23 protein-coding genes are annotated in these 17,428 nt (G+C 67.1%); 12 read left to right on the top strand and 11 right to left on the bottom strand.

The annotated features are described in order from the left end of the window. Both B9G49_RS00280 and B9G49_RS00285 read left to right on the top strand, forming a co-directional pair. Complete coding sequence (locus B9G49_RS00280) at nt 1-780, top strand: SDR family NAD(P)-dependent oxidoreductase (RefSeq protein WP_086214935.1); 780 nt, start codon at nt 1-3, stop codon at nt 778-780. Continuing rightward, nucleotides 777-1,634 (top strand): electron transfer flavoprotein alpha/beta- subunit, encoded by an 858-nt coding sequence (locus tag B9G49_RS00285; protein WP_086214936.1) that lies wholly within the window; start codon nt 777-779, stop codon nt 1,632-1,634. Before B9G49_RS00280 ends, B9G49_RS00285 begins: the two co-directional genes overlap by 4 nt. On the opposite strand, the gene mftF is transcribed toward B9G49_RS00285, so the two are convergent. From mftF to mftA, 4 genes are read right to left on the bottom strand one after another with little or no spacing between them, the layout of a single operon-like run. Continuing rightward, nucleotides 1,631-3,175, bottom strand: coding sequence for a mycofactocin biosynthesis glycosyltransferase MftF (mftF, locus tag B9G49_RS00290; protein WP_086214937.1), 1,545 nt, complete (start codon nt 3,173-3,175; stop codon nt 1,631-1,633). The genes B9G49_RS00285 and mftF overlap by 4 nt on opposite strands. Nucleotides 3,176-3,179: 4 nt before the next feature. After that, nucleotides 3,180-4,139: a mycofactocin radical SAM maturase gene (gene mftC, locus B9G49_RS00295; protein ID WP_086214938.1), complete on the bottom strand. Its 960-nt coding sequence runs from the start codon at nt 4,137-4,139 to the stop codon at nt 3,180-3,182. After that, entirely contained in the window at nt 4,129-4,371 is a 243-nt protein-coding gene (mftB2, locus tag B9G49_RS00300; RefSeq protein WP_086214939.1) for a mycofactocin biosynthesis chaperone MftB2, read from the bottom strand. Before mftB2 ends, mftC begins: the two co-directional genes overlap by 11 nt. A gap of 1 nt (nt 4,372) precedes the next feature. Beyond that, nucleotides 4,373-4,492: a mycofactocin precursor MftA gene (mftA, locus tag B9G49_RS00305; protein WP_086214940.1), complete on the bottom strand. Its 120-nt coding sequence runs from the start codon at nt 4,490-4,492 to the stop codon at nt 4,373-4,375. A 122-nt stretch (nt 4,493-4,614) separates the two neighbouring features. On the opposite strand from mftA, the gene B9G49_RS00310 reads away from it, so the two are divergent. The 4 genes from B9G49_RS00310 to B9G49_RS00325 all read left to right on the top strand — a co-directional run bounded on the left by B9G49_RS00310 (nt 4,615) and on the right by B9G49_RS00325 (nt 7,107). Then, nucleotides 4,615-5,394 carry a creatininase family protein gene (locus B9G49_RS00310; protein WP_086214941.1) on the top strand — a complete coding sequence of 260 codons (780 nt, stop codon included), beginning with the start codon at nt 4,615-4,617 and terminating at the stop codon, nt 5,392-5,394. Between the two features lie 332 nt (nt 5,395-5,726). Then, complete coding sequence (locus B9G49_RS00315; RefSeq protein WP_086214942.1) at nt 5,727-6,326, top strand: plastocyanin/azurin family copper-binding protein; 600 nt, start codon at nt 5,727-5,729, stop codon at nt 6,324-6,326. 131 nt (nt 6,327-6,457) lie between these two features. Continuing rightward, nucleotides 6,458-6,829 (top strand): helix-turn-helix domain-containing protein, encoded by a 372-nt coding sequence (locus B9G49_RS00320; protein ID WP_086214943.1) that lies wholly within the window; start codon nt 6,458-6,460, stop codon nt 6,827-6,829. Next, nucleotides 6,826-7,107, top strand: coding sequence for a hypothetical protein (locus tag B9G49_RS00325; protein WP_086214944.1), 282 nt, complete (start codon nt 6,826-6,828; stop codon nt 7,105-7,107). The genes B9G49_RS00320 and B9G49_RS00325 overlap by 4 nt, the downstream gene beginning before the upstream one ends. Nucleotides 7,108-7,226: 119 nt before the next feature. On the opposite strand, the gene B9G49_RS00330 is transcribed toward B9G49_RS00325, so the two are convergent. Continuing rightward, nucleotides 7,227-8,243, bottom strand: a complete 1,017-nt coding sequence (locus B9G49_RS00330) for an AI-2E family transporter (protein ID WP_198943776.1) — start codon at nt 8,241-8,243, stop codon at nt 7,227-7,229. Between the two features lie 250 nt (nt 8,244-8,493). Between B9G49_RS00330 and B9G49_RS00335 the strand changes: the two genes are divergently transcribed. Continuing rightward, the gene (locus B9G49_RS00335) at nt 8,494-10,101 is read left to right on the top strand and encodes a long-chain-fatty-acid--CoA ligase (RefSeq protein ID WP_086214946.1); all 1,608 of its coding nucleotides are present in this window, start codon (nt 8,494-8,496) and stop codon (nt 10,099-10,101) included. 172 nt (nt 10,102-10,273) lie between these two features. Here the strand turns inward: B9G49_RS00335 and B9G49_RS00340 are convergent, their stop codons facing one another. The 5 genes from B9G49_RS00340 to B9G49_RS00360 form a co-directional block, all read right to left on the bottom strand. Beyond that, nucleotides 10,274-10,939 carry a cytochrome c biogenesis CcdA family protein gene (locus B9G49_RS00340; RefSeq protein ID WP_086214947.1) on the bottom strand — a complete coding sequence of 222 codons (666 nt, stop codon included), beginning with the start codon at nt 10,937-10,939 and terminating at the stop codon, nt 10,274-10,276. After that, a complete protein-coding gene (locus B9G49_RS00345) occupies nt 10,939-11,478 on the bottom strand; it encodes a TlpA disulfide reductase family protein (protein WP_086214948.1) in 540 nt (179 codons plus the stop codon). Before B9G49_RS00345 ends, B9G49_RS00340 begins: the two co-directional genes overlap by 1 nt. Next, nucleotides 11,475-12,152 carry an SCO family protein gene (locus B9G49_RS00350; protein ID WP_086214949.1) on the bottom strand — a complete coding sequence of 226 codons (678 nt, stop codon included), beginning with the start codon at nt 12,150-12,152 and terminating at the stop codon, nt 11,475-11,477. Before B9G49_RS00350 ends, B9G49_RS00345 begins: the two co-directional genes overlap by 4 nt. Nucleotides 12,153-12,497: 345 nt before the next feature. Then, a complete protein-coding gene (locus B9G49_RS00355) occupies nt 12,498-12,752 on the bottom strand; it encodes a hypothetical protein (RefSeq protein WP_086214950.1) in 255 nt (84 codons plus the stop codon). A gap of 3 nt (nt 12,753-12,755) precedes the next feature. Next, nucleotides 12,756-13,193 (bottom strand): hypothetical protein, encoded by a 438-nt coding sequence (locus B9G49_RS00360; RefSeq protein ID WP_086214951.1) that lies wholly within the window; start codon nt 13,191-13,193, stop codon nt 12,756-12,758. A gap of 127 nt (nt 13,194-13,320) precedes the next feature. Here B9G49_RS00360 and B9G49_RS00365 point away from each other — a divergent pair, with 127 nt between their 5' ends. After that, nucleotides 13,321-13,680, top strand: coding sequence for a helix-turn-helix domain-containing protein (locus B9G49_RS00365; RefSeq protein ID WP_086214952.1), 360 nt, complete (start codon nt 13,321-13,323; stop codon nt 13,678-13,680). Continuing rightward, entirely contained in the window at nt 13,677-13,961 is a 285-nt protein-coding gene (locus tag B9G49_RS00370) for a hypothetical protein (protein WP_086214953.1), read from the top strand. Before B9G49_RS00365 ends, B9G49_RS00370 begins: the two co-directional genes overlap by 4 nt. 178 nt (nt 13,962-14,139) lie before the next feature. Here B9G49_RS00370 and B9G49_RS00375 read toward each other — a convergent pair whose 3' ends face one another. Next, complete coding sequence (locus tag B9G49_RS00375; protein ID WP_086214954.1) at nt 14,140-15,066, bottom strand: sulfurtransferase; 927 nt, start codon at nt 15,064-15,066, stop codon at nt 14,140-14,142. A 5-nt stretch (nt 15,067-15,071) separates the two neighbouring features. Here B9G49_RS00375 and B9G49_RS00380 point away from each other — a divergent pair, with 5 nt between their 5' ends. The 3 genes from B9G49_RS00380 to B9G49_RS00390 all read left to right on the top strand — a co-directional run bounded on the left by B9G49_RS00380 (nt 15,072) and on the right by B9G49_RS00390 (nt 17,305). Then, entirely contained in the window at nt 15,072-15,713 is a 642-nt protein-coding gene (locus tag B9G49_RS00380) for a DUF1641 domain-containing protein (protein WP_086214955.1), read from the top strand. Nucleotides 15,714-15,830: 117 nt separating this feature from the next. After that, on the top strand, nt 15,831-16,169 hold the full coding sequence (locus tag B9G49_RS00385; RefSeq protein WP_233125127.1) for a co-chaperone YbbN: 339 nt from the start codon (nt 15,831-15,833) through the stop codon (nt 16,167-16,169). Nucleotides 16,170-16,186: 17 nt separating this feature from the next. Beyond that, a complete protein-coding gene (locus B9G49_RS00390; RefSeq protein ID WP_086214956.1) occupies nt 16,187-17,305 on the top strand; it encodes an aminotransferase class V-fold PLP-dependent enzyme in 1,119 nt (372 codons plus the stop codon). Nucleotides 17,306-17,428: the final 123 nt, after the last annotated feature.

Consider the following 17,428-nt stretch of genomic DNA (forward strand, 5'->3'; position numbering starts at 1 on the left):
ATGCAGCTCGACGACCAGACGGCGATCGTGACCGGCGGCGCGAGCGGGATCGGCGCGGCGACGTGTCGCGTACTCGCCGAGCGCGGCGCGGACGTCGTCGTCGCGGATCTCTCCGTCGAGGAGGGTGAAACGGTTGCCGACTCGATCACCGCCGCGGACGGCGGCGACGCCTCGTTCGTCGAGACCGACGTGAGCGACGAGGCCGCCGTCGCGGCGATGGTCGAGCACGCCGAAACGACGTTCGGCAGCGTCGACGTGCTCGTCAACAACGCCGCCGTCGCCTCACGGGAGGCCGACAGCCGGATCACCGAGTTCGACGAGGAGGCGTACGAGTTCCTGACCGGCGTGAACCTCAAGGGACCGATGTACGCTGCCAAGCACGCGATCCCCGCGATGCTCGACACCGGCGACGGGACCGGCGTCGTGGTCAACAACGCCTCCATCGCCGCGCTGATCGCGGAGCCCGGGATGGACATCTACACGGCGACGAAGGGCGCGCTCGTCTCGCTGACTCGCTCGATCGCCGTCGAGTACGCGCCCGAGATCCGTGCGAACACCGTCTGCCCCGGCATCGTCGAGACGCCGATGCTCGAAGCCGCCATGGAGTCAGCGGGAGACGGCGACGTCCCCGACACGATGGCGTCGATGATCGAGGAAACGCCGCTGGGGATCGCCGATCCCGAAGCCATTGGTCGGGCGATCGCGTTCCTCGCGTCCGACGACGCGGCGTTCGTCACCGGGGCGACGATCCCGGTCGACGGGGGGTACACCGCCCGATGAAGGCGCTCGTCACGGCACGGCCCGAACCGCACCGCGTCGTCGACGACGACGGGAACGCGGAGCCGTACCGCCCCCAGCTCAGCATCGACGACCGCGTCGCGTTGGCGGCCGCCCGCGACGTCGCCGAGGAGGTGACCGCGGTCGGCATCGGCGGCGATCCGGCGAAGCGCTGTGTTCGGACGGCGCTCGAAGGCGGCGCCGACGCCGGCCTCCACGTGGCGTACGACCCGGTCGAGGAGGCCGCCGGCGACAAGTACGCGACCGTGCTGGCCCGCGTCGCCGCGCGCGAGTCACCGGACACCGTCGTCGTGGGGCAGTCGTCCTCGTTCGCGGGTTCCGAGATCGCGACGCTCGTGGGCGAGCAGCTGGACTGGCCCGCCGCGACGCGGGTGACGGGGCTCGGCACACCGGAGATCGACGCCGACCTCTCGGTCGACCAGGGTGAGATCGCCGTCCAGCGGAAGCTGGCGATCGGCCGGCAGGAGGCGATCGTCGTCGAGTCGCCGACGGTGCTGGGGATCGACGTCGGCTACACCGACCCCGATCGCGCGCCGCTCTCGACGGTCGTCGCCGGCCAGCGGGCCGAGATCGAGACGGTGCCACTGGAGGACGTCGCGCCGGGAGAGTCCCGGTTCTCGATGAGCGTCGGCGCGGCGACGGTGGAGGACGTGACCCCGAACGAGCGCTGGGGGCGCGGGCGCCCGCCCAGAACCGGCACCGTCGAACAGCGAATCTACCGGATGCTCGGCCGCGGCACCGACGAGGGCTCCAGCGCCGGCGAGCGCATCGACGCCCCGCCCGAGGAGGCGGCCGAGCAAGTCGTCGACTACCTCCGGCGGAACGGGCTGCTCTAGGCGAGCCGGAACCGCGCGCTCGGTCGGAGGTGGGCGACCGTCCCGTGGGCGAGTGCGCCACGGTAGACGCCGAACTGGTAGCCGAGATGGTCCGCGAGGTAGTAGCCCGCGTAGGCGAGTCGGGACGTCTCCGGCGCGTGGACGTGGTACTCGACGATCGCCGGGAGGCCGACCGCGCCGACGAGTGCGGCTGTCACACCTGTCCCGAGCCACGCCGGGCCACCCAGCCAGCAGCCCATCGCGAGCACCGCGACGGGGAGCGCGTAGTACCGTGTCAGCTCCCGTGAGAGCGCGTACGCCGACGAGAGGCTGCTGCGGCCCCAGCTCGCGACGAGGTCGCTCGCCGTGACCGCTGGGGCGAGCCGCCGGGCACGCCGCCAGCCGCGCCAGCCTCGAACGCCGGCGGTCCCCCCGAGTACGGCCACGCCGAGCGCGACCGCGCCGGTCGCGACCGTGCCGGTGCCGACGACGCCGACCACCGCGAGGACAGCGACCAGTAGCGCGACGACCGGGACGCCGACGCTGCCGTCCTCGCGGTCGTGCTCGCTCGCCAGCAGCGCCTCCGACGCGCCGTAGGTCCCTCGCCGGGCGGCGAACGCGCGGGGAGCGTCACGGTAGGCGTGTTCCACCACGCCGCGCGGCGTGTACACCACCGCGTACCCGGCGTTGAGCGCCCCCCAACAGACGGCCACGTCCTCGGCGACGTTTCGCTCGGGGAACCGCACCGTCTCGAACAGGTCACGACGGCCGACGAGGTTCGCAGTCGGGAGGTACGGCGTCCGTCCGGTCGGGTCGACACGGGCGGCGTACGCCCCCATATCGAGCGAGGAGTTCACCCCCTCGTAGGCGCTCGCCGCACCCCCACCGGCCGGGCGGACGCGACCCCCCACGAGATCCGCGGCGGCGAGACACGGGACGAGATCGGCGAGCCACCGGGGCCGCGGTCGGCAGTCGGCGTCGGTGAACGCGATCACGTCGTGGCGCGCCGCGTCGACGCCGCGGTTCCGTGCGGCGCCGATACCGATCGGGTCGTCCGGCTCGCCGACGCGAACGAGGCGGACCTCGTCGCCGGCCCCCTCACGACTCTCGACCAGTTCCCGCGTCCCGTCGGTCGAGCCGTCGTCGACGACGACGACCTCGGAGTCGGGGTAGTCCAGTTCGGCCAGCGCGTCGAGACAGCGGGCGAGGTTCCCGCGATCGTTCCGGACCGTGACGACGACCGACACCGGCGGCCGGTGCTCGGGGTCACGCGACGGTCGCCACTCGAGGAAGTCACGGGTGGCGAGCCGTTCGAACAGGCGTTCGACGGTGTCGAGCTCGTGGCCCGTCTCCGCGGCGACGCGCTCGGGAGCGCGGAACTGGTCCGTCGGGAGCGCCTCGACGAGCGCCACGGCGGCGTCGTTGAGCCGTGTCGCCGTCAGCGGCTGTCGCGAAACCACCACGCTGTCGACGACCGTGACGCTGTCGCGGCGGCGGTACTCGCCCGCGCTGCCGGCTCGCTCGCCGGTTCGGTCGGCAGAAGCGGCGGCGGGGGTCGACACGGGCTCAGTCGCCCGAGAGGATCGCCCGCAGCTGGGGGTCCTCGCCGTCGGGGTCGGCGCTCCCCATCGCGACCGCGGGACAGCCCTCGTGGTCGTCGATCTGGCTGCGGAGGTTCGCGATCTCGTCCCAGGCGGTCTGGAAGCCGTCCTCGACGACGTTGCCCGAGGCGAGGTGGTCCCACTGCGTAAAGGCACACGGGAACACGTCGCCCGCGGGGTCGACCAGGCAGGTCATCGAGCCCGCACCGCACTGCTTGAGCGTGTTGTTGCGCACCTCGCCCAGCGCGTTGAGGTAGAAGAAGGAGTCACCCGTCCGCACGTCGGGGTGGTCCTCGATCCAGCCGTGGAGCCAGCGGATCCCCTCCTCGGTGAGGCGGAACTCGTCCCACGTGTCCTCGCCGCGGCCGCTGGGGCGGAAGCGGTTCAGCCGTAGGCCGGCGCCGTGGGCCTCTGCGAGCTCGTAGATCTCGGGCAGATCGTCGACGTTCTGCCGGGTGACCACGGTGTTGACGGTCGTCCCGATGTCGCGGTCCTCCAGCCGTTCGAGCGCGTCGACGACCTGCTCGTACACGCCCTCGCCGCGGATCGCGTCGTTCTCGGCCTGCAGCCCGTCCATGCTCACTTGCAGGAACAGGGGGTCCATCGCCTCGATCCGGTCGAGGGTGGCCTCGTCGAGCTGGGTGCCGTTCGTGCTCACACACGTCGAGATGTTCCGATCGGTGAGCTCCTCGAGCAGCTCCAGCATGTCGGGGCGGACGAACGGCTCGCCGCCGCCGATGTTGACCTGGAACACGTCCATCTCGTCGAGTTCGGCGATGAACTCGGTGGCCTGTTCGGTCGTGAGCTCGTTCGGGAGCTGGTGGCCCGGGCCGCTCCCGGAGAGACAGTGGTCACAGTGGAGGTTACAGCCCAGCGTCACCTCCCAGGTGATGGTGACCGGCGCCGAGAGCGGCTCACTCGACATCCGCGAGCACCCCGCGGTCGATGAGGGTCGCGACGACGGCCGGCGAGAACTCCCGTTCCACTGCCTCGCGCTGTCGACGATCGCCGTCGACGAACTCGAGCACGTCGATGACGGTGTCGCTCACTTCGTACATCGAGGCGTCCTCGTACCCGTAGTTCTCGTGGTCGTACACCAGTCCTCCCTCGGCCTCGCGGCGGAACTTGACGTGGTCGGGTCTGGCGACGGGCGCCATCTCAGTAGACGCCGCAGATCCCGTCGATTCGGAGTTCCTCCTCGAAGAGGTCTTCCTCGATGTCCGGTTCGTCGGTGTCAGACTGGTCGGTATCCGTGCTCGTATCCGCCGATTGTGACATGCGGTAAGCATACACAATGAACTGGTAAATAGATTTGGATGCTCGAGGTGGTTCCCCAGAACCGACGGGGAGCACACTCGGCGCAGGCGAACGCTCTTGTGTCGTCCGCCACCGGTCCCCGTATGGGAGAAACGCAGCCGGAACGGGTGACGGTGGCCGAGATGTCGTGGCCGGAGGTCGAAACGGCGCTCCGAGCGGGGCAGGCGACGGTCATCCTGCCGCTCGGGGCGACGGAGCAACACGGGCCACATCTCCCCCTCGGGACGGACACACGCCTCGCAACCGCGCTCGCGGAACGCGTCGCCCGCCGGCTCGGGGACGCGCTCGTCGCCCCGCCCGTCCCCGTCGGCCCGTCCGAGGAACACACCGGGTTCCCCGGGACGATCTCTATCTCCCCGGAGACGCTCACTGACCTGCTTCGGGAGTACGTGGCGTCGTTCGACGCACAGGGGTTCGAGCGCGTCGTGATCCTCCCCGGCCACGGTGGGTGGTTCCCCGTCGTCGACGACGTCGCCCCGGAGCTCTCACGGACGGTGGAGGCCGACGTCGTCGCCGTGACTGGGCTCCAGCGGTACATGGAGCTGCTCCAGGAGGGGCTCACGGCCGCCGGTATCGACGTCGACGAGCCAGTCGTCCACGCGGGTGCAAGCGAAACCGCGATGCTCCTCGCGCTCGAGCCGTCGCTCGTGAACGGCCCGTTGCCGGACGGCCACACCGGACCGGTGTCCGAAACGACGCTGTTCGCGGAGGGGATCGAAGCGTACGACGAGGACGGTGTGCTCGGCGATGCGCGCCCGGCGACTGCCGACGCCGGGGAGGTCCTGCTCGAACACGTGGCAACCGCCCACGCCGAGTACGTTCGTGCGGAACTCGACGCCCACGATCAGGCGGGGGAGTCGTAGCTCGTCTATCTCGGCAGGGCGGCGTGAGACGGTGCCGTGACGATGGCCCCATCAAACTCCGCAAAGACGAATCCACTTGCCTGCCGTTATCTCGCGCTCGAGTGGTGAGTGTTCCGTTGCCGCCAACGTACGGCACAAGCTCCGTCTCGGCGACGGTGGCTGGGCCCCCGTAACTGGTCACCGACGGGGTCCCGGAGGGCCGGGCGGGATCGGGAGATGGCGGCGACCGACTGCCACAATGTCTTCGGTCTGGAACGGGGTCAACTGATTGCGGATTCCCATTGGCTAGGATTCCGCCGAAGTGGCCTGTAGTCAGGGGGCGAAAAGCGGGTATGGAGCGCCGACAGGTTCTGAAAGCAGCTGGGTTCGCCGCGACCGCCGGACTGACCGGTCTCGCGGGCTGTAGCAGTCCGTCGACGGAGACGGAAGCACCATCGAACGACGGAACCGAGACGCCGTCGAACGGGGGGACGGAGACGCCGTCGGACGAGGGGACGGAAGCACCCTCGACCGGCGGCGGGACGACGGTGGAGATGCACACCGATGGGGGCGAGTACTACTTCGACCCGATCGGGCTCTCCGTCGAGCCCGGGACGACTGTCACGTTCGAGAACGTCAGCGGGAATCACTCCGCGACGGCGTACGACGAGTCCAACGACAGCGCCTCGGTGACGCGCATCCCCGAAGGGGCGTCGGCGTTCGACAGCGGCACCCTGACCGAGGAGGGGGCGACGTTCGAACACACCTTCGAGACGAGCGGCACGTACGACTACTTCTGTATCCCGCACAAGAGCCTCGGCATGGTCGGTCGGGTCGTCGTCGGCGAGCCGGGCGGTCCGGCCGAGGGGAGCATGCCGCCGGACGGCGACGTGCCGGAAAGCGGGACGATCGTCGACCAGGGGTCGGTCTCCTACAGCGAGTTCTCGGGGTAATCCACGGCGACGGGGTCGGCTTCGACTCGCCGTGCACGACCACACCGTTTCTGCCGGCGGGCGACTACCCCCCGCCGCGATCAGCGCCGATACCGAGTAGCCTTTCCCGGTGAGTGGCCAACTTCGAACGGATGGTACGCGTGCCTTCCGAGGACGTTCCATCGTTGCAGACAGTCCTCGACGCGCTGGACGACGACGACTGCCGGGCGATCCTGAAGCGAACTGCCGAACCCATGACCGCAATCGAACTCAGGGACGCGTGCGATATCCCCAGATCGACACTGTACCGCAAGCTCGAACTCCTCACCGACGCCTCGCTGCTCCGGGAACGGGAGACGATCAACCCCGGCGGGGGGCGAACCACGAAGTACGAACGCGACTTCGACGACGTGACGATCTCCATCGACGAAGCCGACCGCTTCTCGGTGTCGGTCGAGCGGCCGTCGCGGAGCGCCGACGAACGGCTGGCGGATATCTGGTCGAAGATGGGTGAGGAGCTGTGATCTGGGTCGAACCCGCCATCGTCGTCGTCAAGACGCTGATCCTCCTCCTCGGGAGCGGGATCACGTACATCGCGTTCAGAGCGTACCGGAACACGGGGGCACCGTCGCTCAAGGCGCTCGGTGTCGGGTTCGGGATCGTCACCTTCGGCACCCTGTTGGGGGGAATCGCCCACCAGCTCCTCGCGGTTTCGCTGGAGGTGGGTATCCTGATCAACAGCGCCCTCGTGGCGGTCGGACTGGCGATCGTCCTGTACTCCCTCTATCTCGAACGGGGGTGACTCCCTCGCGCTGGCGAGCTGAAACGGATCGGCTCGACAGCCGCCGAGGTCGCGCTGTCCGAGTTTTGGGTTGTCCAGCAGTGCGTCGGCGTCGTCCTCGAAACGGACGGGAAAGACGATCAGCCGGTTTCTCCCCCGTCGAGGCGAGACCAGTTCTCGGAGCTGACACGGAGAGTGGCTTTGAGCGCGCCGAGAACGACGGGGCCGAAAAACAGCCCCATGACCCCGAACGCGTACCCCCCGCCGAGGATGCCGAGAAGAATGACGGCGGGGTTGAGTTTCGCGTACCTGTTCACGGCGAACGGACGGAGGTAGTCGTCGGTAAGCCCGACGATGATCACGCTGTAGACGAACAATCCCGCAGCAACAGCCGGCTCCCCCGTGAGATAGAGATAGCCCACCGCTCCGCCCCAGATCGGAATCGTCCCGACGAGGGGAACCATAGCTAGGACGATCATGACGGCCGTCCAAAACACCGCACTCGGAACGCCGGCCACTGCGAGCCCGATTCCGGCGACGACGCCTTGGACCAGGGCGACGAAGACGTGCGCGAAGAGACCGCCCCACATCACGCCGTTGATTTCGGTGTGCAGCTCACGCTGAATGTCCGTCGGAAGCGGGATCATTCGGGTAAGCCAGTTCAGTAGCTCGTCGCCGTCTTTGAGAAGGTAGTAGAGGAGGAACAGCGCCAGCGCGACGCCGATGAGGTGGAACGTGACCGTCCCGAACGCGTCGATCGACATGTCGAACACGACCGCCCCGACCTCCCGCCCGGAGCCAGCAAGTCCCCCAAGGATATCGATCTGCTGTCCAGTGAGTTCCTCGATTCGGGATTCGATCTCTTCGATCGGAATCCCGTTCGTCTCGACGTCTTGGAGGACCCGTTCGGCGCTGTCGGCGACCGCGCCGAGGACGACGACTAACGGTGCGACGAACCCGACGACTGCCAGCACGACGAGTGAGAACGCCGTCACCATCGAGGACGCGTGCGCTTCGAAACGGAGTTGGAGCGGATAGAGCAGGTAGGCGAGAAGGACGGCACCGAGAACGTACTGGAGAAACGGCTGGATCAGCACACCGGACAGGGTGAGAAGGACGGCGACGAGCGTGAGAAGAAACCCCTTCCGTGGATTCACGGACGCCAATTCGTCAACGAACGACAAAAAGATTCGCGATCCTTCCGAGGAGCGGACCGAGAATCTTCGTTCAGAGGTACGATTTGAGCCGAGATGTGGACGGAAAAGGGACCGGTAGAAAGGCTCAAACTAACCTGTTACCACTGTCTCGAGAGGGGCGGCTCAACTTCTGTGAGTCGTCGACGTTCCTATCCGAAACCCACCCCGATCCCAAAGGTTATGCCACGAACGTCGATTTGATATGCCAGAAATGGAGCGACCACTCCTCGTCACTGACTTTCTCGACCGCGCACGCAACTACTACGGCGACGAGACCGGGGTCGTCACAGCCACGGGGGAGCGCTACACGTACGACGAGCTCGGCGACCGCGTCGACCGGTTCTCCGCGCTCCTCCAGCAGCGCGGCGTCGAGAAGGGCGACCGCGTCGCCGTCCTCGATCCGAACACGCACTACCACCTCGAAGCCGCCTACGGCGCGATGCAGGTCGGCGCCGTCCACACCCCGCTCAACTACCGCCTCACACCCGAGGACTTCGAGTACATCCTGAACGACGCGGGCGTCACCGCGATCTACGCGGACTACGCGTACGCCGAGAAGATCGAAGCGGTCCGAGAGAACGTTCCCGTGGAGACGTTCCTCACGAACGACGCGGACGCCGTCGAGGGCGACTGGGCGGACGTCGACGACCGCCTCGCGGACACGTCGCCGTCGTACGACCGCCCGGAGATGGACGAGAGCGACGTCATCACCATCAACTACACGTCGGGGACGACGGGCGATCCAAAGGGCGTCTGCCGTACGCACCGCAACGAGACGCTGCACTCCTACCTCGTCGCCTACCACCAGAACATCCGGGACACCGACACGTACCTCTGGACGCTCCCGATGTTCCACGTCAACGGCTGGGGCCACATCTTCTCGATCACCGGTGCCGGCGCGGTCCACGTCTGTACCCGCGGCGTCGACGCCGCCGACATCTTCGAGACCATCCGGACCGAGGACGTCTCCTACCTCTGTGCGGCGCCGACGGTCCTGAACATGCTCCAGGACTACGACGCGGACAACGACGTCGAAACCACCGGGGACGAGCCCGTTCGTGCCGCGACCGCCGGCAGCGCACCACCCGAGGCGACCATCCGCACCGTCGAGGAGGAGTTCGACTGGGACCTCGTGCACGTCTACGGCGCCACCGAGACCGGCCCCCTCATCACCACGTCGGAAGCCGGACGACTCCTCGACGACGAGAACCGCTACTCGCTGAAGAAACGGCAGGGGATCGGCTTCCTCGGCACCGAAGTCCGGGTCGTCGACGAGAACGGCGAGGACGTCCCCTGGGACGACGAGACGATCGGCGAGATCGTCGTCAGCGGGAACCAGGTGATGGAAGGGTACTGGAACAAGCCCGACGCCACGGAGGAAGCGTTCAACGAGCGGCTCGAAGGCTACTACCACATGGGAGACTTCGCGGTCGTCGACGAGAACGGGTTCCTCTCCATCCAGGACCGGAAGAAGGACATCATCATCTCCGGGGGCGAGAACATCTCCAGCATCGAACTCGAGGACACGCTGTTCGACCACTCCGAGGTGAGCGACGTCGCCGTCATCCCGTCGCCACACGACGAGTGGGGCGAGACGCCGAAGGCGTTCGTCGTCCCCGAGTCCGGGGACCCCGAGGATCCGGGCATCACCGAGAACGACCTCGTCGAGTTCACCCGGGAGAACCTCGCGACGTACAAAGCGATCCGGCGTGTCGAGTTCGTCACGGACCTCCCGACGACTGCGACCGGGAAGGTCCAGAAGTACGAACTCCGCGAGGAGGAGTGGGCGGACGAGGACTCGATGGTCGGGCAGGGGTAGGCGTCAACGGCCGTCACGGTGCTTCCTCGTTATCCGGCCGAGTATCCGACCCGGTATCGACAACGAAGGGCGTCAAGTCGTCCGTTCACCCCAGAACCGTTTGGTGAGTGCTTTCCGTTCTCGGGGGGAGCTATCGTCTGGATTGACGTTCGGCTCGGAACGCACGTGGCTGTCAGTAGACGACGAGTGCGAGGTACAACTGACCGACGCCGGCGACCGCCATCGCCACGCCGGCGAGTCGCTTCAACCACCCCGCATGGGCCATTACGCGGTTGGCGTTGCTGACGATCCCGACCCCGGTCGCGACGGTCGTCGCGGTCATCAGGGCAGCTACGGTCCCCGCGTAGACACCCAACACGACCAGCGCTGTCTCCGTCGGCAGCGTGATCGCACGGGCGACGACAGCGAGGAAGACGGGGGCGACACAGCCGGCGCCGGCCAGCGCGTAGCCCGCGCCGAACAGGCCGAACCCGAGTACGCCGGTTCGACGCTGTGGCAGCGGCAGCGTGAGTGAGGGCGCACGGCCGAGTGCGACCGCCAGCCCGAAGACGACGAGTAGCACACCGACCAACGTCTCGAAGACGGTGATGCCTGACAGCGTCTCGTGACCGATCCACGCCGTCGCACCGCCCAGCAGCGTGAACGTGAGGAGGACGCCCACGGCGGCCGCGATTCCGCGGGTTCCTGCGCCCGCGATCGACGCGTTCTCGGCATCGACGGAGTTCACGTAGAAGCCAACGTACCCCGGGAGTAGTGGGTACGCACACGGCGAGAAGAACGTCGCCACTCCCGCGGTGAGCGCGAACGGCACGTTCGTCGCGAGCAGTCCCCCGAGCATCACTCGCGGGCGGTCTCGATGCCGGTGACGAGTTCGTCGGCTGTGTGGACCCCCGATCCGGACCACTGCACCCGTCCGTCGGCGTCGATCGCGACTGCAGTCGGGTAGCCACCGACGTTGAGCTTTGCCGCGAGTTCGGCAGTTACGTCGGCAGCGACCAGCCAGTCGCCGTCGTTCTCGCGCCACCACTCGACCACCGTGTCCTCGCTTACCGAACCGCCAACGTCCTCGGTCGTCACCGAGACGAACAGCACCTCGTCGCCGACGCGGTCCGCGGCGTCGCCGAGCGCGGGCATCTGCTCGACACACGGGGGACACCACGTCCCGAAGAAGTCGACAAACGTGGCCCGGTCCCCGGCCGGGATCGTTACCTCGCCGTCGCGACTGCCCGGGGCGTCGATCGTATCGAGCGTCGTCGGTTCGACCGGCTCGGCTCCGTCACCGCCGAAACTACCAGGGACCGTCCCGGTCGCAACGAGGCCGGCGCCGCCGATTGCACCGGTACTGGCGAGCCCGGCGAGGAGGTGTCGCCGCTTCACGCTGTGACCACCGTCTCGAAGTCGCGCTCGACGGTCTCAATGTCGACTGACGCGCCGTTGGGGTAGGCGCGTTCGACGATCCCGCGGTCGTTGACGAGGAGGATCAGCCCGTAGTGCGGGAACTGGTACTCGAGGTTCTCGTAGCTGTTGGCGGGAACCTTCTCGATCACGAGTCCGAACTTCTCGTCGAGCAGCTCCTTCCCGGCCTCGTAGCTCTCGGGACGGAGGAAGTGCCAGTTCCCGGCGTCGAGATCGACGCCCTGCTGGTCGGCGTACGTCCGGAGGACGTCCGCGGTGTCCCGTTCCGGATCGAAGGTCATCGCGAGGAAGGCAGCGTCGTCGCCGTACCCCTTCTCCGCGGCGACCTCCTGTGCCCGACGCAGCCGCAGGATCAGCGCGGGGCAGACGCCGTCGGGGCAGTTCGTGTAGAACGACGTCCAGAGGAAGCTTCGGTCCCCTTCGAGCGCCGATGGCGACACTGTCTCGCCCGTGATCGGATCGGGGACGGAGAAGTCGGGCATCTCGTCGCCGTAGCTCGGGTGTGCTGCGTCGCTCAGGTCCCGGTCCGGCGGGCCGAGGACGGTCCCCTCGGCGCCGTCGTTGCCGAGACAGCCTGCGGTGAGGGCGACAGTACCGGTAGTGGCGACTGACTGGAGGTAGGTTCGGCGATCCATACCCGACCTTGGGCCGATCCGGATAAGTATGGACCGGCGATTCTCCAAGCCGGCAAACAAGCCGTGGTGCCGCAGTCCCCAGGTTCGGATATCAGCCACACCGGAGTCTGTTCGTTACAGAGCCGTTTGCCGAGTCCGGGGGAGGGACCGTCGAGACACGCTGTGAGTAGCGATACTCTCTCCGCGACAGGGAGCGGATCGAATAGCCAAGCTCGGCACGGCACCGTCGTTTCGACGAGGAATCTCGGACGCTGGAGTTCGAACTGTTCTCTCTTCGTTCGACCCTGGACTACTTCGCGTCTACATGAACAAGGCGAGTGCCTCGTGGCTTGCCCCCGAGGTACTTCATTCCGCGCAGGACCTACATTCGGTTCGGCGGCCGATCACGACGGCCAGTATCCCGACTGTTACGGCGGAGACGAGGATCCGGATGATCCCGCCGCCGAGGGCCGCCGTCGTCCCACCCGCGACCGTCGTCCCAGCGGCGCCGGTCGCCGCTGGCGTCGCGAAGAGACAACAGAGGCCGACTACGCCACCCAGCCCTAGCACCGACCGCCACCCCGTCGACGCGTCGTCGTCCGTCGTTGTATCGTCCGTCATAAGTCACGTAGTACTCCCGTCACGTTCTGGCTCACATGTTTCGCACGGACTCCGCGAGCGAGTGTAGAGCAATCCTGCAAACAGGACGACGCTCACACCCCCCAACAGCGGCCGGATCGGGTTGAGATACGTCATCAGTGCGGAGCTACTGAACAGGGCGAGCAGGAAGGCGTTACAGATCGGGCAGCCGAAGGCTAGGAAGCCGATTGCTGTGCTCGCAGTCGCCGCTTTCCCGTCATCACGCTCATCGGCAGTTCGCTGGAGCGTGTACGCCCCGAGGAACCCGGCGGTGAGGACGAGGAAGAGGTAGTCGAGCGGCGTCCGGGGGACCATCCGGACGTAGAGTGCGTTCGGGATCAAGCCGGTGACGACTCCGAAGAGGACGAGCGTCCCCACGCCTACGCCGGCTGCTTTGAGGAACCGCCGCGAAGGTGATCGCATCTCTATCCCAGTTTCGGAGGACGGACAGTAAAACCGACCGGCTGTTCGCTCGCTCGTGGAAAAGCCGCGGCGGCGATCCCGCTCCCGAACCGTCGCTTCTTTGCGCTCGCGCTCGTTAGGCTGGCGTATGACAGCCGGCGAGTCGGGTGACCCCCCGGCGTTCTTCCAACTGTTCGCGGACGAGTACGCCCGGAAGATCCTGCTCGCTGCCGACGAGGAACCACGGACAGCCAAGAGTCTGAGCCGGATCTGTGACGCGTCGCTGACAACGATCTACCGACGGCTCGCCACGCTTCAGGACCGCGGTCTCGTCACGGTTCACTCGACGATCGGCTCCGGCGGCGAGCACAAACAGTTGTTCGAGACGACGATCGAGTCGTTCCGTGTCAGTATCGACGACGGCGAACTCGAACTGGCCGTCGAGACGCGTGACGAACTCGCCGACAACTTCACGTCGCTCTGGGAGAACTTTCGGGAGAACGTATGACCACCGTCCCGATCGTGGCCGTCAAGCTGATCGCCCTGCTGCTCAGCCTCACGGTCGCGTACCTCGCGTTCTACGCCTACCGGCGGAGCGAGAGCGCACCGATGATCTACGTCTCGGTCGGCTTCGTGTTCATCGGCGTCGGGGCGATCTGTGAGGGGCTCATCCTCAGCGTTCTCGAGATGTCGATGTTCTCGGCGGCGCTCGTGCAGGCGTTGCTCGTCTCGCTCGGGATGGTGCTAATCCTGCGTTCGATCACGCTCGGCCCCCAGAAGGAGGTCTAGCGACGCTCGCGGAAGGGTCGTGTGGCACGCTGGCGATGACGGCGGGGGACCGTCTGGTGTTCGTCCGGGAAGAACATCCGGAGTCGGAAACAGGCCTCCTGCAGCGAGCCGATCTCCCACCAGTTTTCGCTGGATCCCCAGCTGTCGAACATCGCATCGTCGCTCCCGTAGCCGACGGTTACCGTTGACCGTGTGGAGCCTCACCGACTTCGATCGGGACACCGATCATGTTCCCCCACTCGGTCCACGACCCGTCGTAGTTCCGTACGTGCTCGTACCCGAGTAGTTCTTCAAGGACGAACCACGTGAGCGACGAACGCTCACCGATCCAGCAGTAGACGATCACGTCATCGCCCGGGTCGACGCCGCGTGATTCGTACAGCTCTCGGAGCTGCGCTGGCGATTTGAATCGCCCGTCCGGCCGGATGTTCTCCGCCCAGAAGACGCTCATCGCTCCGGGGATGTGTCCCCCGCGCATGGCACCCTCGTCGATACCTGGGGGCTTCGTGATCTCGCCGCGGAACTCTTCGGTGAGACGGACGTCGATGAATACCGTGTCCGTGTCGAGTGCGTCTTGCACGTCGTCACGATAGGCCCGTATCTCGGGTTTCGCAGGCGAGTCGAGTGTCCCACCGTATTCGACAGCTGGGTAATCGACTGGATCGGTCGAAATCGGATGATCGTAATCCATCCAGTACTCTCGCCCTCCGTCCATGACTCGAGCGTCAGGGTGGCCATAGTAGGTGAGTTGCCAGTAGAGATGTGTTGCGAACCAGTTCGAGTTGTCACCATAGACAACAACCGTCGTCTCCTCGGTGATCCCGTGAGACTGCAAGAACTGTGTCATCTCCTCTGCGTCCAAGATATCTTGGGTATCCTCCGAACGGAGATCATCTCGCCAGTCGACAGGAGCGGCTCCGGGTATATGGCCGACATCGTAGAACGCGGTGTTGACATCGACTTCGAGTAACCGCAGGTCCGTATCGTCCGTGTCGAACCGGTCGAGCCGCTCTTCGACCCAATCCGGGCTAACGAGCACGTCCGTGGGGTATTGAGTGTCTGTTCGTCCCGGTTCACGATCGTTTGCTGAATCGTCCGCCGTCATAGTTGATGATCAGTGAATCGTTTTGCTATTTCCGCGGTCGCGCGTCGGAGTCGATACGATACTGTCGATCGAGGCAGATCGAGTTCCTCGGCGAGTTCGTCGAGCATCTCGACGCCGTCAACGAGCTGCTGGACGTGCTCTCGCTCGGCGAGAGCGCGCTCACCGACGGGATGGTCCGCGAACTGTCGGCCACGGGATCGACGCTCGCCGAGTCCGCTGACGGGATCGCGGCCGACGAGACGGTGGCGCTGGCCGAGACGGTCGGCGAGAACGGCGACGAACTGCGCGAAGCGCTCGACACGCTGGTCACGCTCCAGAAGAGCGGGACGCTGGACGAACTGGCCGAGGTCGCCGAGGTCGGGTCGCTCGCGACCGCCGCGCTCGACGACGAGATGGTTCGATCGCTGGCCGGCACCGGCGCCGCGGTCGGCGAGGTCGCACAGACGGCTGCGGACGACGATACCCGCGACGGCATCGAGACGCTGCTCGACGGCGTCGGCGCGGCCGAGCGGAGCGAGCCCGAGCAGGCCGGCCCCGTCGGACTGCCCCGCGGGCTCCGGGATCCGGACGTCCAGTACGGGCTCGGGTACCTGCTGGCGCTCGCGGGCGCGATCGGCCGTGACCGTACCGCCGAGGACTCGCACTGACGGGCTGTTCCCGGCCCGTGTCACGGCGTCGCTCGGTGCCGGCGAACGGTTAGCTGGGGAGGTTGTATTGCATATCTTGAGCAAGACTATTACGCATCCGACGCGTAGAGCCCGTAAATGGTACCACAGACAGCGGAAACGGACGGCGTGGTTTCGCTCGGCGACGACGACCTCGAAGCGGTCGTCGACGACAGCCAGGTCGCACTCGTCGAGTTCTACACGGAGTGGTGTGGCACCTGCCAGCAGATGAAGCCGACCCTCGAGACGATCGCCGCGGACACCGACGCGACGGTGCTGACGATCGACATCGAGTCGAACCTCGAGACGGCGATCGAGTTCGGCGCCCAGAGTTCGCCGACGTTCGTGCTGTTCGCCGACGGCCAGCCGGTGAAACAGCTCCGAGGCGGGCAAACCGAGCAGTCGCTCCGCGAACTGATCGCGACGTACAGCGACTAATGCCCGGAGAGCAATCGATGACCCCGAACGAACTTCGCGCCGACACGCCCGCACTGCACGAGGACGTCTACCTGAACTTCGGCGCCCACGGCCCGAGCCCGCAGTACGTCGTCGACGCGGCCGACGAGTTCGTTCGTTCCCACGAGTACGAGGCGAACGCCCGAAACGACCCCTACGAGAAGGCGTTCGAGGCGTACGACCGAGTGCGTGAGCGCGTCGCCAGTTTCGTCGGCGCCGCCCCCGACGAGATCGGACTCGTCGAGAGCACGACCGCGGGCATCAACGCCGTCGCGAACGCGATCGACTGGCAGCCCGGCGATACCGTCGTCCGGACCGACCTCGAACATCCCGCAGGGGTACTCCCGTGGCAGCGCCTCGAACGCGAGGGCGTCGAGGTACGCGTCGTCGAGACGGCGGACGGTCGCGTCGACCTCGACGAGTTCGCCGCGGCCGTCGAGAACGCGGAGCTGGCGTGTTTCAGCGCCGTCACGTGGACCCACGGCACCCAGTTACCCGTCGCCGACATGGTCGACGTCGCCCACGAGGCCGGCGCGCTCGCGCTCGTCGACGCCGTCCAGGTGCCGGGCCAGCTCCCGATGGACGTCACCGACTGGGGCGCGGACGTCGTCGCGGCGGCGGGACACAAGTGGCTCCTGGGTCTGTGGGGCGGGGGGTTTCTCTACGTCGACAGCGAGGTCGCCGAAACCCTCCAGCCCGCCACCGTCGGCTACCGGAGCGTCGAGACGCCGACGGCAGACCCCTACGAGTTCGCGGCCGGGGCGCGACGGTTCGAGGTGGGGTCCTCGAACCCGGCGCCCCACGTCGCGCTGGCCGAGGCGATCGACGTGATCGAGGAGGTCGGGGTCGACCGTATCGCGGACCGGATCCAGGAACTGGCCGGCCGGCTGGCCGACGGTGTGCCCGACGAACGGCTGTACAGCCCGGCGGATCCCGAATCGGGGCTCGTGACTATCGCCGTCGACGACCCCGAAGCGACGGTCGAGCGACTCGCCGCTGCGGGGATCGTCGTCCGCAGGCTGCCGACGCCGGACGCCGTCCGAGCGTCCGTCCACGCCGTCAACACTCGGGGCGAGGTCGGCCTGCTCCTCGACGCGCTGGAACCGGAGTGGGCCTGACGCGGTCGGGGTTTCACAGCGCAAGCAGCGCGAGAGCCCACGCCTTCGGCCCTTGGGGACGCGGGAATCCGGGAGTGACTGGGGCCGGTGGCGCTCGCGTCGTGTTCCATATCAGTAGCGCAT

The sequence above is a fragment of the Halorubrum sp. SD683 genome, from assembly GCF_002135045.1.
GTDB classification, from domain to species: Archaea; Halobacteriota; Halobacteria; order Halobacteriales; family Haloferacaceae; genus Halorubrum; species Halorubrum ezzemoulense.